We start from the raw sequence: 25,485 nt of genomic DNA on the forward strand, positions 1-25,485 counted from the left end.
AATCGGGCGGGTGGCTCGTCCCACTGTGGTCGGTCGGTCGCGCGTCGGCTTGCCGTCCGAACCGGTCCGCCGCCGCCCGGCCCGACCGGGAACCGACTCCGTTGGAGGTGCCGTGAGCGACACGACCAGTCCGGTCAACAAGATCGACACCAGTGTGGTGCATCCCGCCCGCCGGTACAACTACTGGCTCGGCGGCAAGGACAACTTCGCCGTCGATCGTGAGTCGGGCGACCAGGTGGCGGCCGTGTTCCCGACGGCGATGCAGGCCGCCCGGGAGAACCGCAGGTTCCTGCAGCGGGCGGTGGGGTACCTGGCCGGTGAGGTCGGCATCCGCCAGTTCCTCGACATCGGCACCGGCCTGCCCACGGCCGACAACACCCACGAGGTCGCACAGCGGATCGCACCGCAGTCGCGGATCGTCTACGTCGACAACGACCCGCTCGTCATGGCCCACGCCCGGGCACTGCTGACCTCCTCGCCGGAGGGCAAGGGCGCGTACATCGAACGGGACCTGCGCGACCCCGCCTCGATCCTGGACGCCCCGGAGCTGCACGACACCCTGGACCTGCGTGAGCCGGTCGGGCTGATGCTGGTGGCGATCCTGCACTTCGTACGCGACTTCGAGGACCCGTACGGGGTCGTCGCCCGGGTGGTCGACGCGTTGCCGTCGGGCAGCTACGTCGTCATGTCCCACGGCACCTACGACGGCGTACCGGCGGCGACCGTCGCGGCGCTGGAGCACGCCAACGCCGCCAGCGGCGGGCAGAGCCGGCCCCGCAGCCGGGACGAGTTCGCCCGGTTCTTCACCGACCTGGAACTGGTCGACCCGGGCGTCGTCCCGGTCGGCGAGTGGCGGCCCGCCCCCGGCGACCGCGTTCCGGACCCCCTCGACATCTGCATGTACGGGGCGGTCGCCCGGATCCCCTGACCGGCACCCGCGGCGTGACCGCGTCTCACCAGTGGTAGGTCACGTTCAGGGTGAGTGCGGCCACCGCGGCGGCGAAGAACACGGCCCAGCCCACGAGCTGGCGGGAACCCACTCGCAGGTGTGCGAGGAGCGCGCCGACGAAGTACAGCACGAGACCAGCGGCGGCGAGGGTTCCCAGCAGTGGCACGGCGAACCCGGCCAACAGCCCCAGCGAACCCGCCGCCAGCAACATGCCCAACACCGGTACCCAGGACCGTGGCACCCGCTTCATGTCCGCCTGGGCCTTCGGATAGTCGTGGCCGATCAGGTAGGTGACGGCGGCGATGCCGTTGAAGACCGACGTGAGGATGGTGACCGTAACGTAAGCGGCGAACATCAGCTCTCCCTCGTTGTTTCGTTATGGACGAGCCGGCGCCGCGAAGTGTGACGTGCGATCCCGGCACGGTTGCGGAGCCGCCGGGCGGTAAGCGGCAGGATGATCGGATGCAGCAAGCGGTGATCGATGCGATCCGGGACGGTGACGTGGTCGCCGTCCGTCGATGTCTGTCCGCGCTGCCAACGCAGGCCCAGTGGCAGGACGAGGGTCGGGCGATGGCGGGCGAGGTGGTCCGCTCGGGCGGCCCGGCGCTTGCGCAGTCGCTCTACGCGGCCGGCGAGATCGTGCCCTCGGGGCCATGGGGCGAGGTCGACCCGGTGGTCTGGACGGCCGACTGCGGAGCGAGCGAGCTGCTGGAACACCTGCTGTCCCGTCACCCGGCGTCGGAGGCCACGCTGCGGGGTGCGCTGAGTGCGGCCCGGGCCTGGCTCGACGTCGACCCGGAGGCCGAGCTGCGTCGCCGATCGGGGCTGGCGGACGAAGGCTCCGCTGCGGCGACCCGGGACCATCTCACGGCTGGCGAATACCTGCCCCGAGTGCTGCGGATCCGACTGAGGGCCGCCGACGGGCAGCGGGCGGAGGTCCTCGCCGCGCACCGGGCCGTCGTGACCGTCCTCGAAAGGTGGCTGGACCTTCCCGTCACGCGTGACGAACTGCTGGCGCGGGCCCTCTGGTCGGCGGACCCGGAATCGTGTGACTGGTGGGCTTCGCAGCAGGCCGTCAGGGTGCGGTTCCCGGCGGAGGAAACCTCCCGCTGGGCGGCCGGACGGCTCGCCGATCCGGACGTGCCGGTACGCCGCTTCACTGCCGAACTGCTGCACGTCTCGGCGCTGGACGGGGAGGCCGTCGACGTGCCGTACGCCGCTGACGCCCTGGTGGTGCTGCGGGAACGAATGGCGGCCGAGACCGACGCCGAGACGTTGTCCGAGGTGCTCGGCGCGTACGCGGGGTTCAGCGAGATCGGCGCGATCCTCCACGAGTTCCTGCCATTCGTCGCGGACCCCCGTCCCGAGGTGCGTCGCCGGGTCGCCCAGGATCTGCTCAACGGCACCGGCGGCCCCGCCGACAACCCGCCACCGCACATCCTGAACACGATGCTCGGCCTCGCCCGGGACCCGGACTCCACGGTCCGCGCGGTCGCGACGGCCACGCTCGTCTACTCCGCGATCGACGTGCCCGCACTGCGGGAACTGTTCGTCACCCGGCTGGACAGCGACAACAGACAGGTACGGATCCACGCGGCAACCGGCCTCGCCTTGCGCGGCGACACGCACGCTCTGGGCGAGCTGCGCCGGATGAGCGACGAGGACGGGCACGAGTCATTCGCCTGGCAGCAGTTCGACCAGGTGGAGCGCATGCTCGCGCAACCGCCCCGGCCCTGAACCACACACACGACCCTGCGCCGGATTACGGGAACACGAATCGATTGGTTGTTGCGTATCGTATTGAACTTGATCTCGCCGCGTCAGCGGCTGTTTCGATCGGAGGGCATCCGATGTACACCGTCCTTGCGGTAGTCGAGCGCAAACCTATGATCCCGATCTGGCAGGAGGTTGTGGTCGGGGCGGTCGCGTTCGGGATCCTGTGCTTTGTCCTGATGAAGTACGTCTTCCCACGGATGGAGCAGACCTTCGATGCCCGGATCGAGGCCATCGAGGGTGGCGTCAGACGGGCCGAGGCGACGCGGGCGGAGGCGGAGCAGTTGTTGGACCGGTATCGGGCCGAGCTGGCCGAGGCGCGTACCGACGCTGCTCGGATCCGGAACGAGGCGCGTGCCGAGGTCGAAAGCATCCGGCAGACCGTCCTGGCCGAGGCGCGGCAGGAGTCGGACCGGACCATGGCGGCCGGCAGGGAGCAGCTTGCCGCCGACCGCCGGACGACCGTGCGGGAGTTGCGGACCGAGATCGGCTCGCTCGCGGTTGACCTGGCCGGCCGGATCGTCGGTGAGTCCGTCGCCGACGAGGCGCACCGCAGGGGCAGCGTCGGGAGGTTTCTCGCCGACCTTGAGAGCACCGGCAGCCGCTAATCATTGGCTGGTCGAAGCGGATTCATCTCGGACGGCCTCAGGATCGATTTTGCCGCGATGCGCAAGGTCGGCATCGCCGCGACCTCCGCGGACAACCGGGTGACGGTGCCGGGTCAGCCGCTGCGCGTACGCGTACGGATCAAGTCGAGCATCGCCGTGCCGAGCGGGCAGAGCTACCTGGGCTACAGCGACGCCAACGGCAAGGGTTCGGGAATCTACGGTACGGCGCTGGTGGCCAGCGACGACTGGCAGAACGCCACGTTCACGCTGCCCGCCAACACGGTGTTCCCGATCTCGATCTCGATCCCGATCTTCCAGGGGATCAACACCAGCGTGCCCCAGCAGCGGACGACCCGGCCGAGACGAAGTCCGGCCAGCTCGGTGACCGGGACGAGGCGGCACTCGTCGAGAAGCTGCTCACGGACTTCCGCGACGAGACCGGCAAGGGCTGCTCGTCGAGCAGGCCGGCGCCAGTTCGCGGGACTCCGATCAACGGCATCCGTGGCTTTGGTCCGATATCCGATGAAGACGACAGTTATGCCGTCGGGGCTGCCGATGAATTGTTTCGGCGTGTTAATTTCTATTGATGTCCACCCCGGCACTGGTGACCATTTCCGGCATCGACAACGCATCGGCCGACGACTTCCGTTCACTGCGGCTGTGGTTGCTGGATGCCGACGAACTACCCGGTCCGGTGGAGCTGCGGCAGCAGGAGCCGGCCCCCGGCGAGTTGGGCGGGGTCACCGACGCGGTCGTGGTCGCCCTCGGCTCGGGCGGCGCCGGAGCCCTGCTCAGTGCCGTTGTCTCGTGGATCCGGCACCGGACTACGGACCTCACCATCAAGATCGATCACTCGGACGGAACCAGCATCGAGCTGACCGCCGACCGCCTGCGCGGAACCGACATCACTCAACTCGGCGCGGAGATCGACCGGCTGACCCACCGGCTGACCCCGACCGATGCCGCCGCCCCGTCCGCCGTCGAACCGACGCGCGAGCCGGACCGGACGACACGCTAGGCCCGTTGGGTCGGACGCCGTACTCCGCGCCGATCCGAGGGTGTCTGGAAGGCATGATGATGGTGGACCCCGGGGGGCCGACGAAGAGCCGCCGCGACGACAGACACGGTGGACTTGCGAATGCCGTCGTCCTGCTCTGCGGCACCGGCCGGCACGAGCCCGGCTCCAACCTGCCGGACGTACCGGCGATCGCGGCGACGCTGGCGGATCTCAGCCAGGTCCTCGCGATGCGCTGCGGGGCCCGGAAGATCACCGTGAAGCTGGACCTGGCCACCCCGATGGACCTGGGCGAGGCGATCAGCGACGCCGCCCGCCGGGCCGAGGACATCCTGGTCATCTACTACGTGGGCCACGGCCTGGTCAGCGCGGCCGGCGACCTGTTCCTGGCGGCCCGACAGACCAACTCCCGCCCGCACCGACTGGCACACACCGCTTTCCCCTACCGCATCCTGCGCCAGTACGCGATGGAGAGCCGGGCACGATCGAAGATCGTCATCCTGGACTGCTGCTTCTCCGGACGGGCGATCGGCACCCTCGGTGCCTCGACACAGATCATGAACCTGACCGCGATCGAGGGAGCCTTCGTACTCGCCTCCGCCGGGCGCGAGGAGGTCGCCCTCGCACCCCACGGCGCCAGGCACACCGCGTTCACCGGCGCGCTGATCAAACTCCTCACCGAAGGCGACCCGAGTGGTGCGGCCGAGATCACCATTGAGTCCGCGTACCAGTATCTGAGCTGGTCGTTGCCGGCCGCCGAGTACCCCAAGCCACGGCGGAGTGTCACCGGCCGGGCCGGCGACCTGGTGCTTGCCACCAATCCGGCGCGTACCGCGAACCAGCCACCGCAACGGCGACGCCCGCCGGTGGCCCCCCGGCGGGCCCGGTGGCCCTCGGTCCTGATCGCGGCGGCGGCCGGCGCCGCTACGGTGCCTTTCCTGGTGTCGGGCCGGCACGGCGGCGGCTGGTTCGAGCTCCCGCCGGGCGTACGCGGCGAGCTGTTGCGCAGCGTCTGGGGGACCCTGTTACTGATCCTGGTGTGCCTGTTCGCCGCGCTCGTCGCGGGTCGACCGATCGCCCGTCTGATCGGCCGGCTCGGGATCCACTTCGGCTGGCGACGGCTGACCCGGCTGCGGGTGGCGCTGGTCGCGGCGCTGGCGTTCGTGCTCGCCGTTGCCCTGGGAGTTCCCACCCTGGACGCGGCCGCGGCCGGTCAGGTCTGGTTGGCGACCTGTCCGCCCGCGAGCCAGTTGCGGGTGCTCACCACGCCCGAGGGGTACGTGCCCACCCGGCAACTCGCCGAGGCGTTCGAACTGGACACCGCCCGGGACAACTTCGACTGCCCGGAGATCCGGGTGCTGGTGTACGCCGAACCGCGCGGGCAGACCGTGACGGCGCTCGGTCGTGGCTGGAGCGACGACGACCGGCAACGGATCGGCCCCCGGCCGGACGTGTGGTTACCGGATTCGACGGTCGAGCTGCGGCTGGCGGAGGAGGAGGCCGAGACGACCGGCACCGCGCTGCCCGTCGTCACCGCCGAGGTCCGGTCGGTGGCGTCCACCCCGCTGGTCCTCGGGGTCGCCGACCGTCAGGTGGTGCCGGCCGGGTCGGTCGAGGGCCTCCCGCTCACCGGTGCGAGTTGGCCGAAGCTCCTCGACAGCCTGGAGTCGCTCGGCTGGGGTGTGATCGCGCCGGACCCGGCGGCGACGGTCGGCGAACTGGCCCGGCTGGCTCTCTACACCGCCGCGGCCGGGGATCCCGAGCGCGGGGTCGCGCCGAAGACACCGCTGAGGGTGGAGCGGTACGTCGGCAACTCCTACGACCGTGCGGGGTACCCACCCGAGGCGGACATCGCTCGGCTGCTCTGCGTACCGGAACGGAACGCCCGGGAGAACGTCGCGTTTGTCCTCACCGAACAGTCCCTGGCCCGGTTCAACCAGGGTGCCGCGCTCGGTACGACGTGCGCCGGCTCGCCGCAGAAGCTGCCCGCCTCCGACCAGCTCAAGGCGTTGTACCCAGCCAGCACTCCGGTGCTCGACCATCCGTTCGTCCGGCTGGCCTGGGACAACCTGAGTGCCCAGCAGACCAGCGCGGCGAGACGCTTCGGCGCCTGGCTCGACACGGCGGCCGGACGGAGCGCGTTGACCGCCATAGGATTGCGTCCACCGGAGGCCGAGCCCGGCTCGGAGGCCGAGCCACTGGCGCCGATCTCCACCGAGTACGGCGTACAGCCCGGGGCCGGGATCACCGCCATGGCCGTCGCACCGGAACAACTCCGGTCGACCCGCGACACCTACGCCGAGGTGCACCGCCCCGGTCGGGTGCTGGTCGCGCTGGACGCCTCCGGCTCGATGACCGCCCGTGGGCCCGACGACCGCCGGTTGTGGGACTCGGCCGTCGGGGGAGTGACCGATTCGGTGAGCCTGATGGGCCCGCGTGACTCCTTCGGGGTCTGGTCCTTCCAGGGCGAGGGGACCGGTGGGATCCGCCGGCTGGTGCCGATCGCCCGGCCGGACGGTACGGCCGGGGAGAAGACCCGGACGGCGACGAGCGCGGGGCTGGCCACCGTCACCCCCGGTGGGCCGGCGCCGCTGTACAGCACCATCGTCGAAGGCATCAAGACGGTCGGGCGGACCACCGAGGATCAGGTGACCGCGCTGGTGATCGTGACCGACGGCCAGGACGACAATGCCAGCCCGATCAGCGCCGGCCAGTTCGAGGCGGCGGTCAGGGACTCGGGGGTACGCGTGTTTGCCCTCGCCGTCGGCACGACCAGTTGCCGGGCCAGGGAACTGCAGCGGATCACCGGGACCACCGGTGGGTCCTGCCGGGAGGCGACGCCCGGCACCATCCGCGAGGAACTCGCCACGATCGTCGAAGCATTGTGGGAAACCCGGTGACGGCCGGCTCAGGAGCGGAGGACAGATGAGTTCGCGTGCGCGCACCGCCGCCGATGCCACCCGGAGTTGGGCCCGGGCCCATCCCGGTCTGTCCGGACTGGCTTTCGTCGCCCTGGGCCTCACGGTCGGTCTCGTGCTCGGCATCGCGGTGCCGCCGCTGTTCGAGCCGGACCAGGACCTGGAGCGCGGCATCCTGCGGCTGCTGACCAGCGAGGACGAGAGCGAGGGCGGCCAGCGCGGCAAGCTGATCAAGCAGTGGGACGATGCCCACCCGGATCAGGAGGTCAAGCTGGTGACCGTCTCCCGCTCGCCGGACAAGGCACACAGCGAGATGCTGAACCCGATCGAGCAGGTGGACGTCTACAACCTGGACGTCACCTGGACCGCCGAGTTCGCGGCCACCGGGCGGATCCAGTCACTCGACCCGGAGAGCCTGGAGCGACGCGGGCTGCTTCAGGGATTCCTGGCGGAGCCCCGGAAGACCGCCGAGTACGACGGCCGGCTCTGGGCCCTGCCGTTCAACACCGATGCCGGGCTGCTCTACTACCGCACCTACGACCGGAAGAACCCGGAGACGCCGGGGCAGCGGTGGCCCGATCCGCCGGAATCATGGGCGGACATCCAGAACCGGGGTGAGGAGGCGCTGAACCCGCAGGATCCGCAGTACGACCCGAAGCTGGAGGCGGGCTACGCCTGGCAACTGGTCGACGACGAGATCCTGACGGTGAACGCGTTGGAGGCGATCTGGTCCACCGGGGGCGAGGTGGTGAACGCTGACAACCAGGTGGTGCTCGATTCCACCGCCGCCGAGGAGGGGCTGCGCCGGTTGAAGGACGGGCTGGCGGTCGGCGGCAAACCGCTGGTGCATCCGGATTCGGTCGACTTCGACGAAAAGGCGACCACCAACGCGTTCGCCGAGGGTCGGCTCTTGGCGATGCGGAACTGGCCGGTGGCGTACCGGGATCTGACCTCGGTCGAGGCCGCGCAGCGGGTGGATTTCGAGGTCGCCGCGGTGCCCGGGCGCAGCGTACTCGGTGGCCAGAATCTCGCCGTCGCCAGCGGCACCCGGATGCCGAACGCCGCCCAAGACCTGATCGAGTTTCTCACCGGCGAACGCAGCCAGCAGATTCTCTTCGAACACGGCGGATTCGCCGCGACCCGCCGGATCGTCTACCTGGATCCGAACATCGCCGAACGGTACGGCTACGCGGATGATCTCCTGCGGGCGATCGAACGGGCCGGTTCCCGGCCGGTCACGCCGCACTACATCCTGTTCAGCAAGGTCTTCCGGGACGTGGTGCACCAGGCGCTCGACGGTGACGGGAAGTTCACCGAGGACCACGTACGTCGGTTGACCGACGCCCTGCACGGCAAGCAGACCTGACGCGTGGCTGATCCGATCTTCGCCGAGCGCCGTCTGGCGCGGATCTACGACCCACTGGATCCCGACCGCGGTGACCTGGAGGCGTACGCGACCATGGTCCGGGAGTTCGGCGCGCGCAGGGTCCTGGACATCGGCTGCGGTACCGGAACTTTTGCCTGTCTGCTCGCCCGTCGGGGCGTGGACGTGACCGCGGTGGATCCGGCGGCGGCGTCGCTGGAGGTCGCCCGGACCAAGGTCGGCGCCGATCGGGTGCGTTGGGTGCACGGGTACGCGACGGATCTGCCCCCGTTGCAGGTGGATCTCGCGACGATGACCGCGAACGTCGCCCAGGTCTTCCTGACCGACGACGACTGGGGCTCGACGCTGCTGGCGGCGTACGCGGCGCTGCGTCCGGGGGGACGGCTGGTGTTCGAGACCCGCGACCCGACCGCGAAGGCGTGGTTGGAGTGGAACCGCGATCGGTCGCACCAGGAGACGATCATCGCGGGTGTCGGCGCGGTCGAGACGTGGGTCGACGTGGTCGACGTCAGCGGCGACCTGGTCTCGTTCCGCTGGACCTTCGTCTTCACCTCCGACGGCGCGACGCTGACCTCGGACTCCACCCTGCGGTTCCGTCACCGCGACCAGGTGACCGCGTCCCTGACCGCTGCGGGCTTCCTCGTCGGCGAGGTACGGCAGGCGCCGGACCGGCCGGGCCGCGAGATGGTCTTCGTCGCACAGCGCCCCGAATGACCACGGGCCATCGCTATGCCGCGTCCGTCTCGGCTCAGGTGTCGGTCCGTGGCCGTCTGACCTCGTCCGGTTCCCGGTCGGGCCGTAGCCCCCGCCAGGACGCGTGCCGGAGCCGCCCATCCGGGGTGACCGTCCGGTAGACCACCTCACCGACCAGGCTCGGCTCGATCCAGCGGGCGTTCTTCGCGTCCGCCGACGGCACCGGCGCGGCGAACGGCGCCCGGTCCCGCGCCAGCGGTCGTAGACGCTTGCCGAGGTCCTCCAACATCGCATCGGTGAAACCCGTACCGACACCGCCGACGTAGACCAGACCGGTGGGCTCGTTGATCCCGAGCAGCAGTGAACCGACGAGGCCGGCACGTCGTCCGGCACCCGGCTTGTACCCGGCGACAACCACCTCGGTCGTCTGGATCAGTGCGGTCTTGCGCCAGGCCGGCGACCGCCTGCCGGGCTGGTACGCGGAGTCGACCCGTTTTGAGACGACCCCTTCGAGCCCGCGCTCCCGCGCCGTCGCCATCACCGGGTCCGGGTCGCCGTCGAACACCGGGGGGACCGTGACCCGCTGATCGTCCAGGCCGAGTTCCTCCAACGCGGCCCGGCGCCGTGACCACGACTGGTCCACCAGCCGGGTCCGGCCCAGCCGCAGCAGGTCGAAGACCACGTACCGGACCGGAGCCGACGCGATCAGGGATGCGCTCGGCGCCTGTACGTGCATTCGGCGCTGCAGTGCCGAGAAGCTCGGCGCACCGTGCCGGTCCAGGGTGACCAACTCGCCGTCCAGCACCCCGGTCCGCCCGCCGAGCAGGGACGGCAGCACCGCGATCTCCGGGTACGCCGAGGTGATGTCCCGGTCGTTGCGGGAGAACAGCCGCAGTCGTCCACCGCGCTCGGCGTACGCGACGGCGCGCACCCCGTCCCACTTGAACTCGTACGCCCAGCCCGCCTCTTCCGGCAGGTTACCGGCGGTGGCCAGCATCGGCCGGATCAGTGTCGGCTGCCCCGTCACGTCCACCAGCCGAGCATGGTCCAGTCGGCGCCCGGGGGCGGTGACTTTGGGGCAAGTGAGGATTCCTCCGGCTCCGATCCAGGACGGCCGGCGCTGCGCGGTCGGGGAAGAACGGGGGCGGCTCACTGCCGACGGCGCCGTACGCCTTCCTGCCCGAGCGCGTCTTCCACGGCGATGCACGGGTCGGTGTCGGGTGCCGCGGTGTGGATGGCGTCCGCGGCTCGTTCGGCGGCGTCGCGAAACGCGTCACGTTGCTCATTGGGGAGCCCGCCGAGGACAACTTCCTCGGCCTGCGCCACACGACGTTCGGCATCCGCCAGCGCCCTGCGGCCCTTCGCGGTCGCGACGATCCGACGGGCGCGCCGGTCGCGGGGATCGAGTTGTCGTTCGATGAGAGCGGCGTTCTCCAGATCGTCGATGACGTACGTCAGGACGCTGCGGTCGATCGCGAGGCGGGCCGCGAGGGCACTCTGCGTGGGCACATCCTCGTGTACGACCACGCCGAGGATGTGGTAGCCGCGGCTGCCGTGGGGGAGGTCCTGTAGCGCCTCCTCGACGTGCTCGTGCCATCGCCGCAGCACCATGCCGAGAGACCAGCCGAGGTTCGTCCCCCGCTGGTGGGTGCTCGACGGTTCGGCCTGGTTCGGCTCGGCGGCCATGTGTCCGAGCGTACAGGATGTGTTGTGGTCTATATGTGTTGTCGAGCAGAACATCTTGTGCCTAGACTTGATGCCAGGCAAACGATTGGCGTGGAGGTACACGATGCCCGACTACGGCCACGAACTCCTCTTCGGGGCGTTCGTCACGCCCGGTGCACAGGCGCCGGAGGAGGCGGTGGCGCTCGCCGAACTGGCGGAGTCGGCCGGACTGGACCTGGCCACCTTCCAGGACCACCCGTACAACCCGGCCTTTCTCGACACCTGGACCCTGCTGAGCTGGGTCGCCGCCCGGACCGAGCGGCTGCATGTGTCGGCGAACGTGCTGAACCTGCCGCTGCGCCCGCCGGCGATGCTGGCCCGAGCGGCGGCCAGCCTGGACCTGCTGTCGAGCGGTCGGTTCGAACTCGGGTTGGGCGCCGGGGCGTTCTGGGACGCGATCGAGGGGATGGGCGGCCGGCGGCTGACCGCCGGCCACAGCGTGGAAGCGTTGAGCGAGGCCATTGACGTACTACGCGGCGCGTGGGACGTCTCGACACCGGGACCGCTGCGTCTCCGGGGGGACCACTACTCCGTGCCGGGTATGCGCCGGGGCCCCGCTCCTGCCCACGACATCGCCATCTGGCTGGGCGCGTACAAGCCACGGATGCTCGCCCTGACCGGATCAAAGGCCGACGGCTGGCTGCCGACACTGGAGTACCTGCAGTCCCCCGACCGGATCACGGCCAACCGCATCATCGACGACGCGGCTGTCGAGGCCGGGCGCGACCCGCGACAGATCCGCCGGCTGCTCAACCTCTTCCAGGTGGGCTTCACCCCGGGCGATCCCGGCTTCCTGCAGGGGTCACCCGAGCAGTGGGTCGAGCAACTCCTTCCGCTGGTGATCGAGGAGGGATTCAGTGCGTTCCTCGTCGGCCGCGACGACCCGCGGATCATCCGGACGTTCGGCGAGGAGGTCGCGCCCGCGCTTCGGGAGGCCGTCGCCAAGGAGCGCAAGGGGAGTGGGACCGCGACGGGGCCGGTCCGTACGGCGGTCGTCCTGGCCAAACGTCGGGCCGGCATCGACTACGACGCGCTGCCCGCTTCGCTGGCCGGCAAGTCCATCGAACCCGGTGACCCCGGGTACGAGCGGGTCCGTCACAGCTACAGCCGGCAGGGATCGCCGGCACTGGTGATCCGCCCAGAGGGTGCCGGCGACGTGATCGAGGCCCTGGCCTACGCGCGGACGCAGGACGTACCGCTCGCCGTACGCAGCGGGGGGCACGGCATCAGCGGCCGGTCGACGAACGACGGCGGAATCGTCATTGACATGTCCGGGATGGACAGGGTGGAGGTGCTCGACCGGGCGACCCGCCGGGTCCGGCTGGAGCCGGGCGCCCGGTGGGGACACGTCGCTTCGGCGCTTGCTCCGTACGGCTTGGCGATGAGCTCGGGTGACTACGGCGACGTGGGCGTCGGTGGCCTCGCCACCACCGCCGGCATCGGGTACCTGGTGCGCCGGTACGGCCTGACCATCGACCACGTCGTCGCGGCGGAGATCGTCACCGCGGACGGCAGCCTGCTCCGCGTCGACGAACACCAACACCCGGACCTGTTCTGGGCGATCCGCGGCGCCGGCGGCAACTTCGGCGTGGTCACAGCCCTCGAACTCGAGGCGTACGAGGTCGGCGACGTCGTCTACGCCCAACTGGTCGTCGACGCGACCGACACCGCTGACCTGCTCCACCGGTGGGGTCGGCTCGTCGAGGACGCACCACGGGAAATCACCAGCTTCCTCTCCCTGTTCCCCGGTCGCCGCGGTAATCCGCCGATGGCCCAGGTCACGCTCGTCTACGCGGGAGACGACGTCGAGGCGGCGCAACCCGCCCTGAGCCCGTTCCTGGAGATCGGGCCGATCCTCGACCAACAGGCCCAGCTCGTGCCGTATCCGGCGATCGTCGCACCGCCGGGAAATCAGCATCGCGGTCAGGGATTGGCCGACACCCACAGCGGCCTCCTGCACCACATCACACCACAGGCGGCGGAGGTCATGGCATCCATGATCCGCTCCGGTGACGTGATGATCGTGCAGTTCCGCTCCGTAGGCGGGGCGGTCAACGATGTCGCCCGCGACGCCACCGCCTATCCGCACCGGAGTCAGAACTTCTCGGTGCTCGCTGCCACCGTCGCGGATCGCCGGTCCCGGCTCGACAAGCTCTGGGCCGGCCTGTACGAGCACCTCGACGGCATGTACCTGAGCTTCGAGTCGGACACCGGTCCGGAACGGCTGCTGGACGCATTCCCCGAGCCGACCCTCGGTCGGCTGCGCGCCATCAAGGCGACCTACGACCCCGACAACGTGTTCAACCGCAACTTTCCGATCCCACCGGCGACATGGTCGGAAGGGTCGAATCCAGCACCGCAGAGGAAGTAACAAAACCGCCCCATGGAGAAGGCAGGCAATGTCATAAACCTGGATCTTCCGCTCCTGGACAAGAGTGACCCGATCTGGACCGCCGCCAACGGTTTTGTCGTACGCAGCTCCGAGGGAACAACCGAACTGGTCAACGGTGGACACGAGACGTTCAGCGTCAAGGTCAGTGGGAAGGAGACCGACGGTAGGCTCAGCTTGATGGAAGGTGAGGAGCCGTCCAAGCTGCTGGTTTTCTACACCCCGGCCGGTGCGGAGGAGTTCTTCCTGATCCTGCTTCCCGACAGCGACGACTGGAAGTAGCGCGGGCACCGGGGGCTCCGGCGGGAAATGGTGAATATCATTCGCGCTGAATCCCCGTGTCTGCCCATCGATTGGTAACGGTCCGCACCGGTCTTTCCACATGGTACGAATATGGAAGGACCGGCGAGACGGATGAGCTGTGGTGGAGACAGGGGTAGAGCGGCTCATACGAAAACCAGGGCCGCGAGAGGTCTCCTTCCTCGAACTCTTCTTCGATCTGGCCATCATTTTCGCGCTCATGCAGCTCTCGCAGCGACTGCTGCACGGATTCGGCTGGGAGAACAGCGTACGGACGCTGATCCTCGTGGCGGCGGTCTGGTGGATCTGGGTGGCGGCGGTCCGGACGGCGGACTGGTTCGACCCGGGCGAGCCGTACGTGCAGTGGATCATCACAACGGTGATGTTTGCCGGGCTGGTGGTGGCCGCCGCCGTCCCCGGGGCCTTCGGCGACCACGGCATCGTCTTCGCCGGTGCGTACGTGGTGATCCTCCTCGGCCGGCACCTGGCGATCATCCGGGCCCTGCACAACCATCCGCTGCAGATCCGCTCGGTACGGGCCGCCATCTGGTTCGGTGCGGGCGGGATCCTCTGGGTGACGGGAGCACTGCTGCCCACCACACCGCGACTGATTCTGTGGTCGGCGGCGGTGATCGTGGACTACGTGGGTGTGGTGCTCGGCTGGCCGGTGCCGGGCCTGGATCGGGTCCCCGGCGCGCACCTGAGGATCCTCGGTGACCACATCGCCGAGCGCCACCGGCAGGTCTTCATCGTCGGGCTCGGGGAACTCATCCTTGCCGGCGGCACGACCCTCGCCCAACAGCGACCCGACGGCGTCCGTACGGTGGCCTTCGCCCTTGCCTTCGTGAACGCGGCGCTGATGCTGTGGAGCTATCTCGTGCCGCGCGGACTCGACCTCGCGGAGGTGCTCAACCGGCGCCCGCCCTACATCTCGGTGCTCTGTTCCTTCGCGCACGGGCTGATGATCGCCGGAATCGTCGTCACCGCGATGGCCGACGACGTGCTGATCAGACAGCCGCTGGGAAGCACCCCGGACGAGTGGTCGGCCGCCCTCATAGCCGGGCCGTTTCTGTACCTCTCCGGACGGACAATGCTCGTCTCGGTGGTATTCCAACGCCCTGTCTGGCGGGCGCCGGCCGGAATGCTGATCCTGGCGGCCATGTCGCCGATCCTGGTCACCCTGCCGTTACTGGGTGCGGCAGCCGCGGTCAACGCGGTGCTGCTCGGCGTTGTCCTCAGCGCCCGGATCGGGGAACCCGCACGACGTCGCCTGGGCAGTTTGCAGGAACGGCTTCTCCACAGGCGTGGCCGCCCCCGGATGGCTTCCTTCCACGAACTCTTCTTCGATCTGGCCCTGATCTTCGCCCTGATCCAGATAACGCAGCGACTGCTGGACGACCTCAGCCTGACCAATGCCGCGCAGACCACGGTCCTCTTCGCCGCGATCTGGTGGATCTGGGTCGCGACCGCCTGGTCCACCGACTGGTTCAACCCGGACGAGCCCTACCTGCAACGCCTCATCATCGGTGTGATGTTCGCCGGGCTACTCATGGCGGTTGCCGTCCCCCGTGCCTTCGCCGAGAACGGTCTCCTGTTCGCCGGTGCGTACGTCGCGATCAACGTCGGCCGAGGTCTGGCGATCCTTCCCGTCCTGCGGGGCAACCCGCTCCAGAAACGTTCGGGCCGGGTCCTGATCTGGTTCAGCGTCTCGGCCGTGCCGTGGCTGGTGGGTGCCTTCCTGCCCGCCGGGCCCCGACTGGTCCTGTGGACGGTTGCCCTCACCCTGGACGGCGCCAGTTCCTGGTTCGGCTGGCCGGTACCCAGGCTCAGCCGCATACCGGAGAAGCATCTGCGGGTGGTCGGCGAGCACATCGCGGAGCGCTACCGCCAGATCTACATCGTCGCCCTGGGCGTCCCGATCCTCGTGAGCGGCCTGAGCTACAGCGCCTCGGGCTTCGACTACGTGCGTACGTTGGCCTTCGCGATCGCCTTCGCGGGCGCTGTTCTGCTGTTGTGGATCTATGTCCTTCCGCTCGGGCGGAATCTCGAGACCGCGGTCGACACCAACGCCCCACGAGCCGCCATTGCCGCCTCCTACTCCCAGGGGATCATGATCGCGGGAGTGGTCGTCATAGCGGTCGGCAACGCACTACTCATCCGGCAACCACTCGGCGAGACCCGTACGGCGTGGTCGGTTGTCATCGTCGGCGGGGTGGCGCTGCACCTCATCGGGCGGATTCTGCTCACCCTGGTGTTCAACGCCCGCCGACCGTGGCGCGCGTTCGCCGCGCTGCTCGCGGTGGCGGCCATGGCACCCGGTCTGCTCGTCGCGCCGCCCCTCGTCGTGGCGAGCGCGGTCAACGTCGTGCTGGTCTTCGTCGTCCTCGCCTACCGACATCTCAACCGTCCGGCCCCAACCGTGCGGACCTGACGGACCGGGCCGCGGTCGGCGCCGCGTGGAACCTAGCGGCGGCTGGCGTAGGTGCGTACCTTGGCGCGGTTGCCGCAGACGGCCATCGTGCACCATCGCCGTCGCCCGCGGGGGTCCAGGAACAGCCAGCCGCATTCTTCGCCGGGGCAGGCGCGGACCTGGGTGCGGGCCGGTGACGTCAACAGGTCGGCGGCGGCGGTGGCACAGGCGAGCAGGGGGAGCGCGGGGCCGATGCCGGGCGGCGGCGCCCACCGGGCCACCCCGTCCGGGTCGGCTTCGAGTACGGCGGCTCCGGCCGCCCGCTGGGCGTGGGCGGCGACCACATCGAACGCCGCGCCGTCGGCCGGATCGAGCAGTACGTCGTGCAGCGCGGTGCGCAGCGACCGGACCTCGGTCAGCACCTCGTGTGCCGCGACGTGCTGTTCCCGGGCGACCGCGCGCAGTCGGGGCACCACCGTCGGGTCGAGCAGTCCGGCGTGCCCGGCCCAGACCGCGAGGTGGTCGAAGTCGTGCAGCCACTCCCGTCGTGGGTCCGTGGGCTCGTCCCAGCCGGCCCGGGTGTTGCAGAGTTCCAGCGCCGGATGCCCGGCGAGCAGGGCGGGCAACCGGTAGCCCTCGACCTCGATCCAGTGCACGGGCTCAGTATGCCTTGACTCCCCGCCGTTAACCAGTAATCCTCTCCACACCGGTTAATCGCCGAGTACCGGTTAGGGGATGTCGTGGGCTCGCGTACGGTCAAGCGGCTTCTGGTCGGGTTCCTCGCCATTGCCGCGGTGGTGGCGCCCGGGGTGCCTGCTTCTGCCGGTGCCGGTGGCTACCACCCGGAGCCGTGGCGCACCTGGATCCAGGAGGAGTGGACCAGCGAGCCGGGCCGCTACTGCTCCTTCCCGCTCGGTGTCCGGGTGGTCGCCCAGGACGTACGGGTCCGGGTCGCCGCCCGCCACCCGGAAGGCGCCGTACGGCGGGAGGAGTTCACCGGCCCGCTCCTCGTCGACTTCGTCAACGTCGACACCGGACAGTCGGTACGCCGGGACGCGGGCGGTTCCGGGGCGGCCGAGTACCGGCCGGACGGAAGCTGGACCCGCTACACCATCCTCGGCCCCGCCGGCTTCGGGTTCCGGCCCGGGGACCACTACCGACGTGGCTACTACATCCTCGACGGCCTGCACACCATCACCTTCGACCCGGACGGCACCCGTCGGATGGCGATCGCGATCGGTCGGCAGGACAGCGTCTGCCACGCCCTGGGCGACCCGTTTTGATCGAGGCGCTGCCAAGGGGCTGGAATCCACGCCGACCACCCGGGTCCCGAGTGCTGTCGGAAGATTCGGGCAGCCGTCACGGGCCCCGGTCGTGGACCGGGGCCCGCGGTGTTCGGTGCGCGGGTCAGGAGGCGGCGATGCCCTCCATGCCGGTGCCGTTGGCGAACTGGGGTAGTCCGTCGACGGTGGTGATCAGGGTGAGGGATCCGTCGTCGTTGACCCTGTAGCCCTGGACGTTGCCGGCGGCGGCGTTCTGGACGTAGAGGATCCCGTCCGCGGTGGTCATGTCGATCGAGCCGCCTCCGGTGTCGACGGCGACCGCGGCGACCAGGATGAGGTCGCCTTTGTCGTCGACGGTGTAGGAGCTGATGGTGGAACTGCCGGCGTTGGCGGCGTAGAAGTAGTCACCAACCCGCTGGATCCAGCAGGTGGCGGTCTGCCCGTTCGGGACCGACGGGCCGATCGGGGTGACGGTACCGTCACCGCTGACCTGGTAGCGGGTGACCGCGTTGGTGCCCGATTCCGCGACGAGGAGTTTGCCTTCGTCGTCGAAGGTGAACCCGAAGGGTGTGCCGGGGTCGGGGTTGCTGGTGGGTTCCTTCGACAGGCTGCCCTTGTCCCCGATCCGGTAGGCCTCGATCGTGTTGTTGGCCTTGGTGGTGACGAGCACGAACCGGCCCTCGGGGTCGACGCCGACCTGGGCGGGCGCGGTGCCGAACGCGGGCGGGTTGGCGTTGACCAGGTGCAGCGACCGGGCCGAGTCCTCGATGCGGTGAAGCTTGTCGTTCTCCACCCGGAACCCCTGGACGGCGCCGGCGCCGCCGGCGTTGAGGACGTAGACCAGGTCCTCGTGTACGGCGATGCTGACCGGCAGGAGGCCGCCCGACCAGCTCACGTCGAGAAGTTCGAGCTTGTCGCCGTCGACGAGGAAGACGCTGACGGTGTTGCTGCCGGCGTTGACGGCGAACAGCCGGCCGTCGGAGTAGATCAGCGATCCCTGCGAGGCGAGCGCGTCGACCGGCGGGCCGATGGTGGCGCCGCCGAGGCCGCCGGTCTGGTACTCGCCGGCCATGGTGAGTACGCCGTCGTCGCCACGGTCGTACACCTGGATCGTGTTGCCGAGGGGCTTGTTCGTCTGGACGAAGACCGCGCCGTCCACGCCGTCTTTCCCGTGGTGGCCGGCGCCGTCCCAGCGCGAGCCGTCCCAGGCCGGGCCGTCGTCGCGGGCGGAGTACGCGGGCGCGGAAGCGGCGAGACCACCGGCCAGCGCGCTGAGTACGACCGCAGCAAGAATCCGCTTTCGGAGCATGAGTCATCCCTCTAACGCTCGAAACGTGAATAGGAAGGTTTTTCCCGTTTAGAGGCTATAGCGGGTTATGGGCCCCTCAGCGCGGCTTCCCCGAAAGGGTGAAGAACGCGTTGTATCGACGCCTTGTGCCTGGAGTACTGCTTCCGCGTCTCCGGCGGGCTCGTCCACGTTCCCGCCCGAGGGTTCGGCGCGGCGGTACGGCGGTGGTCCGTCGTTCCGCCGCCCGAGTCTCCTGGCAGACGGCGGCCATACTGGAACCACACCCGACGCGCAGCGTCGCCTCCTCTCATCGGGGTTCCGGATGCCACGTGACGACGCACAGGAAAAGTCCGACGCCGAGAAGACTCCCGCCAAGGCCACCAAGGCCACCAAGTCGGAGAAGGAGGACGAGCGGAAGTCCGCGCCCGACGACAGGTGGTGGGTGATGACCCGGGAACGCGATGAGTGATCAGGGCAAGGCGTACGCCGCGTTCGTGGAGAGCGAGCTCAAGTGCGAGCGTGACCGGCGGGTCCACCTCGACAACCGGGGAGCGGCGCTCGTCACCACCTCGTCGAGCCTGGTCGCGCTTCTCGCCGCGGTTGTCGCGTTCTTCCGGGTCGGCACCAACCTGACCTTTCCGAACTCGGCGCTGCCCACCCTGATCGTCGCGATCGCCGCGCTGGCGCTCGTCGCCGCCTCCGGCATCATCGCGAGTTGGAACCACACCTACCACGCGCCGAGCGTCGGCAGTCTCGGCGCCGCGGTGAAGGAGCGATGGGCGACCGACGAGGAGACCGACGCCCGCAACTACGTGGCACAGATGCAGATCGAGATCATCTCGAGTCTGCGGCGCAGCAACGCGTCGAAGGCGGGATGGATCAGGCGGGGCCTCGTCGGGCAGACGATCGCCCTGCTGGGGCTGGGGATCGTGGTGTGCCAGATGCTCATCGCCACGGTGTAGACCGGGCCGCCGGATCGGCCGGCGCGCCCGGTCATGACGAGGCGCCCCGCCGGAGCAGGGGCCCTACCCGCCCACGTGGATGAACGGCATCCAGCTGCTGGGATACCCGGGCGCGTCGTCGCGCATGGAGCGAACCGCCCGGTGCAGCGCCCGGGGCGCATCGTCGGCGTTGCCGTCGCCCAGCGAGGGATAGAAACGACGGGTCAGTTCGCCGGAAGCGGCATCACCGACCGACCAGAGGGCCCCGATGACATGACGCCACCCGTTGTGGTGCATGGCCGACGCCAGTGTGATCGCCTCGTCCAGGTGGCCGACACCGCCGGTGGCCGTCTTGCAGGCGGCAAGAAAGGCAAGATCCCCGGCGTGATCTCCCGTACTCATGTCCGGGACCGACACCCGACCGTTCTCCTGCCAGTCGTACGGCACCAGCCCGCCGGCCAGCGGCTCGCGCAGATCCTGGGTGCCGTGGCAACTGGCGTGGAACCACCGATGCTCCTCGAGACCGGCCAGGATCGCCGCCCGTGTCGCTGCCCCGCCCGAGAGGACGGTGAGGTCGTCGGCGTCGAACAGGTCACGCAGGAAGTCCGCCTCGATCTCGGCACTCGACAACTCCCCGCGGCCCGGGGTGCGGGGAAGCGAGACCGCCAGTAGCTGACGGTCGGCACCCCTCGCCCGTGACGTACGGTGCGACGCCCGCAGGGTGGGCGCATAGGAGGAGACGACCCGGTCCAGCACGCTGTCGTCGCCACTGCGGTGGTGGCCTGCGGCGTGTAACGGCAACAGGGTGAGCGCGCCGGTGGGGGACCACCACACCCGGGGCAGTCCGACATCGGACGCGGTATCGCCGGTTCCCGTGCCCCGTTCCGCCGTTGGCGCAGGCGGGTCGCCGACGCAGGCATCCAACACCGGCTTTGCGATCGTGTCCCAGAGCCAGGCCAGGGTCCCGGTGATCGCGGCATCCAGCGCCTGCTGGTCGCGGTCCGCCGCGTACCGTTGCAGCGCGGTGAGGTAGTCGTCGGCCGACCGGGTGACCTCCGCCGAGGTCAATGACGGGAGCGCGACCAGCTCGACGCCATGTCGGGAGACAACCAGCGCGTCACAGCGCCACTCGCAGACGTTCACGATCACTATTCGGTCCGTCGCGCCGGCCGGCAGTAGGGACGCGAGCGTTGGTCGACGCAGGAAGGTGCTCGCCCCGGGAAGCGAAGCCAGGCCCCGTACCCGCGAGGTCAGGTCTTCGAAGCGCAGAGCGGCCCGCATCCGCTCGTCGCGGTCCCGGCTCCGGGCCGTTGACTCGCTGCCCGCCGGCGGGGATTCCGTGCGCTCGGCGGCCGCGGGACGGTCGAGGACCGCACGGCACTCGAGGAGATCGTCGGCGAGGTCGGGTGCGGCGGCCCGGAGTTCCCCGAGGTCACCTCGCAGCTCGAGCAGCCGCGACCAGTAGATGCCGCGTCCCGCTTCGAGCAGGGTGACCGCCTCGTCCAGGCTCCCCGCCGCGATGGCACTCGCACACGCCTCCCGGCCGAGGGCCGAGCCGTGCGCCCGCACCATCTTCAGCTGGTCGCGCCGCCCGAGGCCCGGCCACGCGAGCAACGGAAGGATCGCGATCGCCTTCGCGTAGGCGTCGAGGGCGGCCGCAACCCCGTCGACCTGGGCCACCGCCCGCGCCCACTGGCGGGCGGCCGAGAGTTTGACCAGCGAGTCCGCGTTGGGTGAGTCGGCGGCGGCGGACCAGGCAGCGACCGCGTCCACGAAATCCGACCGATTCCGGGTACGGCCGAAGCCGACCCATTTCGTCTGCGCGAGATTGGCCTGGTGGACTGCGTGGTCGGGGTGGTCCCCGGTGGTGGTGCCGACAGCCGCCAGGCCGAGCCGCAGAGCCTCGCGGAGATCCTCGTCGTCACCGTGGCGATCGAAACGGGTCCGCAGGATCACGCCGAGATCGGACTGGTGGTTCCCGTGATCAGGGTGGTCTTCGGGGGTTGCGCCGAGGGCGGCCCGGCCGCCCTCCACGGCGGTTTCGAGGTCGACGTCGCTCCCGGTTCGGCCGAACCTGACCAGAGCGATGTTGGCCAGGTTCGCGCCGTGCCTGCCCAACTCCGGTCCTGCCGACGAGGACACCGCCTGACGTGCGGCCGTCAGCGCCGCGCTCAGGTCGTCGGACTCTGCGGGGCCGTCGACGGTACCGAACGCTGCCCCGCGATTCTCCGCGTGGAGATCGGCCCGGGCACGATGCGCGAGCGCGAGGTTGCTGAGCCGTCTGCCCATGTCGGGGCTGTCGGCGGCGGTCAGAGCCACCGCTCGCGCAGCCGTCCGGACCGCGTCGTCGATGTCCTCTCTCGCGCCGTGGCGGTCGAAGCGTTCGCGCAACGCGAGGCTCAGATTCGACAGGTACATGGGGCGCCGGGAATGTTCCGGACCCACACCTTCGACCGCGGCACGACCCAGCGTGACCGCCCCGTGGAGGTCGTCGGGCGTGCCACGGATCTCGAACCGGGTGCGCAGCCGGTTGCCCAGATGGGATGAGTACATCGCCCGCGACGAGTTGCCGAGAGGCTCGGCGGCCAGCGCGTCGTTACCCAGGCTGATCGCCCTCTCCAGGTCTGCGACCCGGCCCTCGTGACTGAATCGCGTCCAGAGGACGTATCCGAGGTTGGAGAAGACGACATGCCGCGAAACATCACCGGGGTTGACGGCGGCCACCGCCTGCTCGCCGAGGTCGACGGCCTTCGTCAGGTCCCGGGCCGAGTGTTCCTTCTCGAATCGGGCACAGAGTAGGGCGCTGTGGTTGGAGAGGAGCCGGGACAGGTCGCTGTCGTCCCGTCGTTCCCTGATCGCACCCTCCGCGAGCAGGATGGCCTCGCCGCGGTCCTGGAACCGCCCGGTCCAGTCGTGTCTGGTACGCAGGCTCACGCTGAGGTTGAACATCGCGGACGACAGTGCCTCGGCAGGTACGTCCAGCGCGTCCCGTCCGACGTCGATCGAACGGTCGAGGGCATCGCGGTCACCGGTCATCTCGGCCAGGGTGCGCAACGCGACGCCGAGGTAGTTGAGGCAGAGGGCATGGATCGGCTCGCCTTCCGGCAATGCCGCGACCATCGCCTCGAAGAGGGCGACCGCGCCGTCCACCTCCGGTCTCACCTCACTCCGCACGCCCCGCTGCAGCAGGGTGGTCGCCATGCTCATGTACTTCGAAAGGTCGCCCAGTACGAGCTGCGGCCGCAGCCCGATCGGTACCAGGGACGGGTGAATGTCGAACAGTTGGGCGAAGATGCTCATCGCCAGCTCATGCTCGGCCGTTCCCTGGCCCGGGGGCAGCGCCAGGGAACGGTAGTGGCAGACGAGTGCGATCACCTGTGCCGCATCCATCGGCAGGCCGCCATCCGCCCCCGAGACGGCGCTTTGCAGAGCGTCCATCTCGTCCACGACTTCGGCACCGAGAACCGCGGTCCGCTCACCGCCTTCAAATGCCCTTACCCGCCGACCGAGTGAACTGATCAACTTTTGCGGAGAGGACATGATTCCTCCGTCGCCTTGAAGAAGGGACTCGGGTGGGACCGCCAAGAGTACCCGCAGTGAGGCGCCCGAGCAGCAGCGAATTGCTCCGGGTCGATCGGGCACGAAGTGCTGGTCAGCCCCTGCCGCAGGCCTTGTCCACCGCGACCTTGGTGTCGACAAGCGCGTTCGCGCCCCCGCTCGTGCCCTCCTGCGCGGCCAGGCTCTGCAGCGAGTCGGCGTACGCCTCGATCGCCTGGCGGACCCCACCACCCTCTGCCTGCTCCGCCAGGACCGTGATCTCCCGGTGCCAGCTCTCGAAGTGAAGACGTCGCAGCCGGGGCAGATCGGCGTACGCGACGCGGTCACCGACGTAGGCCGCCTCCATCGCGTCGGAGTACGCCTTCCCCTCGGGCGTCTCGTTGGCAAGGTGGCGATCGTTGGTCGCGGTGAACTCGGTGCAGATCTGTGCCGAGATGTCCGATGCCTCCCTGTTACCCGCCGACTCCCCGCCACAACCCGAGGCGACAAGGACAACCAGCGCAAGCGCCGCGAACCCGACCATCCGTCGCACCGATTCCCCCAACTGTTGCCTGCCCCGTGTCCACCATGGACGCGCGTCAGATCCTATGCGCAACCTGCGACCGAAAGCGCGGGCGTCATCCGAGACGCGGGCCAAACACAGGCGGACTAAGCCGGTCGGTTTCCCTGGTCACCGAGCCGGGTACCAACATGCCAGGGACCGATCAGGGTCTCGGGGCACGGTGATCACCACCGGCTTTCACCGACTGGAAGGGACGGCGAGGAAGATGGCGGCGACCATGGCGCTGACGCTCTCCGGCGACATCCACGCCGCCTCGCACGCCCGTAGCCTCACCGACCTTCTGCTGAGCAGGCTCGGCGTGACCGGACAGTACCGCGCCGACCTCAGCCTCATGGTCAGCGAGGCGTGCACCAACGCCGTCTCGCACGCCCGTCAGCCCGGCGACATCGAGGTGCTCATCTCCGTCCGGCAAGATGAGTGTGTCATCGACGTCGGTAACAGCGACGGCAGCTTCGACGATGTCCAGCTGCACGCCGACCTTCCCGACCCCCGTGCCGAGGGAGGACGTGGCCTGCCCATCATCACCGCTCTGGCCGACGCCGTCCGGACCGTGCACGAACGATCCGGCTGGGTGGTGCTCCGCATGGTCAAGCGCATCGTCCGGAAGCCGGATCAAACCTGAGCCGTCGCGGGGGTACCGAGGTGGTCGGCGGATCGCCCGCACCGTGGCGTGCGGGTGGAGGAGCAGCCGTGGTCCCGCGCCGACGAGCCTGCGCGGGACCACGAGTACGGATGAACGGTCAGCTCGCGCAGACGGCGTACGCGCGTACCTTCCAGTTGCCGCTGAAGCCGTTCTCGTCCTCGACGGCGCGTACGGTCACCGTCGTCGACGAGGTGGGCCGCAGTTCGGTCAGGCGTACCTGGCCCTCGCCACCGACGATCTCACCGCCGACCCCGTGCACCTGCTTGCCCGCCGGGCAGGTGGCGGTGACCGACCGGCTGACGGCCGAGCTGAGAACGCTGTCGACGATCATGCGCTGCTCACCGGCCAACGGGTCGGCGCAGAAGACGGCGACGTCCAGCGACCAGTTGCCGGCGAAGTTGTTGCCGGCCTCGACGCCCGCCACCGTGACGCTGGTCTGGTTGATGCGCACGTCCTCCAGGAGTACGTCGCTCGCCCCGGAGCCGAGCGCGAGGGCGGCGCCACCGCCACCGATCGCGCGCTTGCCCACCGGGCAGGACAACTCCCGGAACTTCGGGTTGACGGAGTCGATCACGGAGTGCCCGGTGACCACCTGAAGGCCCTTGGGCGTCGGGGCGCAGAGCGCGCTGGCGGTGACCGCCCAGTTACCGGGGACGCCGTTCGCGTCCTCGCGGCCGGTCACCGAGTAGAGGTTGGCGTCCACCAGCGGCAGCATGATGTCCATGCCGACCTGACCGAGGCCCGATCCGGTGATCGCGCCGCCGCCGCCGATGACACTGGTGCCCGCCGGGCAGACCGCGTTCTGCGTCTTGGCGACGCTGTTGCTCGGCCCGAAGGTTGTCCTGACCACCAGGCCCGGGACTGCGGCCACCGGCCCGACGAGGGCCACCTGCCCGAGCGTGACGGCGCTCAGCGCGGTCGCACCCACGGCGACCATCCGACGTGCCCACCGGCTGCGGTTCGATCCTTCTCGCATGGTTCTCTCCTCGGTTCGTTCGATTCCTGGAACTGACTGGTTGTTGGTGTTCGCGGGTGAACGGCCCTGC

General features: G+C 69.6%; 22 protein-coding genes. 14 read left to right on the plus strand and 8 right to left on the minus strand.

Annotated features, from left to right (window positions below; translation table 11 throughout):
* Positions 1–112 precede the first annotated feature (112 nt).
* Positions 113–928: an SAM-dependent methyltransferase gene (locus ACWEFB_RS00965; protein WP_452280960.1), complete on the plus strand. Its 816-nt coding sequence runs from the start codon at positions 113–115 to the stop codon at positions 926–928.
* Between the two features lie 25 nt (positions 929–953).
* Here ACWEFB_RS00965 and ACWEFB_RS00970 read toward each other — a convergent pair whose 3' ends face one another.
* Positions 954–1,304, minus strand: coding sequence for a DoxX family protein (locus tag ACWEFB_RS00970; RefSeq protein ID WP_452280962.1), 351 nt, complete (start codon positions 1,302–1,304; stop codon positions 954–956).
* A gap of 107 nt (positions 1,305–1,411) precedes the next feature.
* On the opposite strand from ACWEFB_RS00970, the gene ACWEFB_RS00975 reads away from it, so the two are divergent.
* From ACWEFB_RS00975 to ACWEFB_RS01000, 6 genes are all read left to right on the plus strand, one after another.
* Positions 1,412–2,686: a HEAT repeat domain-containing protein gene (locus ACWEFB_RS00975; protein WP_452280964.1), complete on the plus strand. Its 1,275-nt coding sequence runs from the start codon at positions 1,412–1,414 to the stop codon at positions 2,684–2,686.
* A gap of 113 nt (positions 2,687–2,799) precedes the next feature.
* Complete coding sequence (locus ACWEFB_RS00980) at positions 2,800–3,330, plus strand: F0F1 ATP synthase subunit B (RefSeq protein WP_452280966.1); 531 nt, start codon at positions 2,800–2,802, stop codon at positions 3,328–3,330.
* A 586-nt stretch (positions 3,331–3,916) separates the two neighbouring features.
* Entirely contained in the window at positions 3,917–4,348 is a 432-nt protein-coding gene (locus ACWEFB_RS00985; protein ID WP_452280968.1) for an effector-associated constant component EACC1, read from the plus strand.
* A gap of 53 nt (positions 4,349–4,401) precedes the next feature.
* On the plus strand, positions 4,402–7,245 hold the full coding sequence (locus ACWEFB_RS00990) for a caspase, EACC1-associated type (protein ID WP_452280970.1): 2,844 nt from the start codon (positions 4,402–4,404) through the stop codon (positions 7,243–7,245).
* Between the two features lie 25 nt (positions 7,246–7,270).
* Positions 7,271–8,629, plus strand: a complete 1,359-nt coding sequence (locus ACWEFB_RS00995) for an extracellular solute-binding protein (protein ID WP_452280972.1) — start codon at positions 7,271–7,273, stop codon at positions 8,627–8,629.
* A 3-nt stretch (positions 8,630–8,632) separates the two neighbouring features.
* Complete coding sequence (locus ACWEFB_RS01000; RefSeq protein ID WP_452280974.1) at positions 8,633–9,361, plus strand: class I SAM-dependent methyltransferase; 729 nt, start codon at positions 8,633–8,635, stop codon at positions 9,359–9,361.
* Between the two features lie 34 nt (positions 9,362–9,395).
* Here the strand turns inward: ACWEFB_RS01000 and ligD are convergent, their stop codons facing one another.
* Together ligD and ACWEFB_RS01010 are read right to left on the minus strand one after the other, a co-directional pair.
* Positions 9,396–10,373, minus strand: a complete 978-nt coding sequence (ligD, locus tag ACWEFB_RS01005; protein ID WP_452280976.1) for a non-homologous end-joining DNA ligase — start codon at positions 10,371–10,373, stop codon at positions 9,396–9,398.
* A 116-nt stretch (positions 10,374–10,489) separates the two neighbouring features.
* The gene (locus ACWEFB_RS01010) at positions 10,490–11,026 is read right to left on the minus strand and encodes a MarR family winged helix-turn-helix transcriptional regulator (RefSeq protein WP_452280978.1); all 537 of its coding nucleotides are present in this window, start codon (positions 11,024–11,026) and stop codon (positions 10,490–10,492) included.
* A 103-nt stretch (positions 11,027–11,129) separates the two neighbouring features.
* Between ACWEFB_RS01010 and ACWEFB_RS01015 the strand changes: the two genes are divergently transcribed.
* The 3 genes from ACWEFB_RS01015 (at position 11,130) to ACWEFB_RS01025 (ending at position 16,185) form a co-directional block, all read left to right on the plus strand.
* Positions 11,130–13,436 carry an LLM class flavin-dependent oxidoreductase gene (locus ACWEFB_RS01015; RefSeq protein WP_452280980.1) on the plus strand — a complete coding sequence of 769 codons (2,307 nt, stop codon included), beginning with the start codon at positions 11,130–11,132 and terminating at the stop codon, positions 13,434–13,436.
* A 12-nt stretch (positions 13,437–13,448) separates the two neighbouring features.
* Positions 13,449–13,736 (plus strand): hypothetical protein, encoded by a 288-nt coding sequence (locus tag ACWEFB_RS01020; protein WP_452280982.1) that lies wholly within the window; start codon positions 13,449–13,451, stop codon positions 13,734–13,736.
* A gap of 142 nt (positions 13,737–13,878) precedes the next feature.
* Entirely contained in the window at positions 13,879–16,185 is a 2,307-nt protein-coding gene (locus tag ACWEFB_RS01025) for a low temperature requirement protein A (protein WP_452280984.1), read from the plus strand.
* A gap of 32 nt (positions 16,186–16,217) precedes the next feature.
* Here the strand turns inward: ACWEFB_RS01025 and ACWEFB_RS01030 are convergent, their stop codons facing one another.
* Positions 16,218–16,820, minus strand: coding sequence for a CGNR zinc finger domain-containing protein (locus ACWEFB_RS01030; RefSeq protein ID WP_452280986.1), 603 nt, complete (start codon positions 16,818–16,820; stop codon positions 16,218–16,220).
* Positions 16,821–16,904: 84 nt separating this feature from the next.
* Here ACWEFB_RS01030 and ACWEFB_RS01035 point away from each other — a divergent pair, with 84 nt between their 5' ends.
* Positions 16,905–17,447 carry a hypothetical protein gene (locus ACWEFB_RS01035; protein WP_452280988.1) on the plus strand — a complete coding sequence of 181 codons (543 nt, stop codon included), beginning with the start codon at positions 16,905–16,907 and terminating at the stop codon, positions 17,445–17,447.
* Between the two features lie 124 nt (positions 17,448–17,571).
* Here ACWEFB_RS01035 and ACWEFB_RS01040 read toward each other — a convergent pair whose 3' ends face one another.
* Positions 17,572–18,756: a lactonase family protein gene (locus tag ACWEFB_RS01040; RefSeq protein ID WP_452280990.1), complete on the minus strand. Its 1,185-nt coding sequence runs from the start codon at positions 18,754–18,756 to the stop codon at positions 17,572–17,574.
* 301 nt (positions 18,757–19,057) lie between these two features.
* On the opposite strand from ACWEFB_RS01040, the gene ACWEFB_RS01045 reads away from it, so the two are divergent.
* Together ACWEFB_RS01045 and ACWEFB_RS01050 are read left to right on the plus strand one after the other, a co-directional pair.
* On the plus strand, positions 19,058–19,204 hold the full coding sequence (locus ACWEFB_RS01045; protein WP_452280992.1) for a hypothetical protein: 147 nt from the start codon (positions 19,058–19,060) through the stop codon (positions 19,202–19,204).
* Positions 19,197–19,697: a hypothetical protein gene (locus ACWEFB_RS01050; protein ID WP_452280994.1), complete on the plus strand. Its 501-nt coding sequence runs from the start codon at positions 19,197–19,199 to the stop codon at positions 19,695–19,697. Before ACWEFB_RS01045 ends, ACWEFB_RS01050 begins: the two co-directional genes overlap by 8 nt.
* Before the next feature lie 63 nt (positions 19,698–19,760).
* Here the strand turns inward: ACWEFB_RS01050 and ACWEFB_RS01055 are convergent, their stop codons facing one another.
* Together ACWEFB_RS01055 and ACWEFB_RS01060 are read right to left on the minus strand one after the other, a co-directional pair.
* A complete protein-coding gene (locus tag ACWEFB_RS01055; RefSeq protein ID WP_452280996.1) occupies positions 19,761–23,114 on the minus strand; it encodes a CHAT domain-containing protein in 3,354 nt (1,117 codons plus the stop codon).
* A gap of 214 nt (positions 23,115–23,328) precedes the next feature.
* Positions 23,329–23,757 carry a hypothetical protein gene (locus ACWEFB_RS01060; protein ID WP_452280998.1) on the minus strand — a complete coding sequence of 143 codons (429 nt, stop codon included), beginning with the start codon at positions 23,755–23,757 and terminating at the stop codon, positions 23,329–23,331.
* A 199-nt stretch (positions 23,758–23,956) separates the two neighbouring features.
* Between ACWEFB_RS01060 and ACWEFB_RS01065 the strand changes: the two genes are divergently transcribed.
* Positions 23,957–24,418 carry an ATP-binding protein gene (locus ACWEFB_RS01065; RefSeq protein ID WP_452281000.1) on the plus strand — a complete coding sequence of 154 codons (462 nt, stop codon included), beginning with the start codon at positions 23,957–23,959 and terminating at the stop codon, positions 24,416–24,418.
* 118 nt (positions 24,419–24,536) lie between these two features.
* Here ACWEFB_RS01065 and ACWEFB_RS01070 read toward each other — a convergent pair whose 3' ends face one another.
* On the minus strand, positions 24,537–25,415 hold the full coding sequence (locus ACWEFB_RS01070) for a hypothetical protein (protein ID WP_452281002.1): 879 nt from the start codon (positions 25,413–25,415) through the stop codon (positions 24,537–24,539).
* Between the last annotated feature and the right edge of the window lie 70 nt (positions 25,416–25,485).

The organism is Micromonospora sp. NPDC004704 (genome assembly GCF_053601675.1).

Coding starts and splice junctions, on each gene's coding strand:
- ACWEFB_RS01040 (WP_452280990.1), bottom strand. CDS start 18,756: ATGCTCCGAAAGCGGATTCTTGCTGCGGTCGTACTCAGCGCGCTGGCC.
- ACWEFB_RS00995 (WP_452280972.1), top strand. CDS start 7,271: ATGAGTTCGCGTGCGCGCACCGCCGCCGATGCCACCCGGAGTTGGGCC.
- ACWEFB_RS01045 (WP_452280992.1), top strand. CDS start 19,058: ATGCCACGTGACGACGCACAGGAAAAGTCCGACGCCGAGAAGACTCCC.
- ACWEFB_RS00975 (WP_452280964.1), top strand. CDS start 1,412: ATGCAGCAAGCGGTGATCGATGCGATCCGGGACGGTGACGTGGTCGCC.
- ACWEFB_RS01050 (WP_452280994.1), top strand. CDS start 19,197: ATGAGTGATCAGGGCAAGGCGTACGCCGCGTTCGTGGAGAGCGAGCTC.
- ACWEFB_RS00970 (WP_452280962.1), bottom strand. CDS start 1,304: ATGTTCGCCGCTTACGTTACGGTCACCATCCTCACGTCGGTCTTCAAC.
- ACWEFB_RS01010 (WP_452280978.1), bottom strand. CDS start 11,026: ATGGCCGCCGAGCCGAACCAGGCCGAACCGTCGAGCACCCACCAGCGG.
- ACWEFB_RS01055 (WP_452280996.1), bottom strand. CDS start 23,114: ATGGACGCTCTGCAAAGCGCCGTCTCGGGGGCGGATGGCGGCCTGCCG.
- ACWEFB_RS00980 (WP_452280966.1), top strand. CDS start 2,800: ATGTACACCGTCCTTGCGGTAGTCGAGCGCAAACCTATGATCCCGATC.
- ACWEFB_RS00990 (WP_452280970.1), top strand. CDS start 4,402: ATGATGATGGTGGACCCCGGGGGGCCGACGAAGAGCCGCCGCGACGAC.
- ACWEFB_RS00985 (WP_452280968.1), top strand. CDS start 3,917: ATGTCCACCCCGGCACTGGTGACCATTTCCGGCATCGACAACGCATCG.
- ACWEFB_RS01015 (WP_452280980.1), top strand. CDS start 11,130: ATGCCCGACTACGGCCACGAACTCCTCTTCGGGGCGTTCGTCACGCCC.
- ACWEFB_RS01020 (WP_452280982.1), top strand. CDS start 13,449: ATGGAGAAGGCAGGCAATGTCATAAACCTGGATCTTCCGCTCCTGGAC.
- ACWEFB_RS01060 (WP_452280998.1), bottom strand. CDS start 23,757: ATGGTCGGGTTCGCGGCGCTTGCGCTGGTTGTCCTTGTCGCCTCGGGT.
- ACWEFB_RS01070 (WP_452281002.1), bottom strand. CDS start 25,415: ATGCGAGAAGGATCGAACCGCAGCCGGTGGGCACGTCGGATGGTCGCC.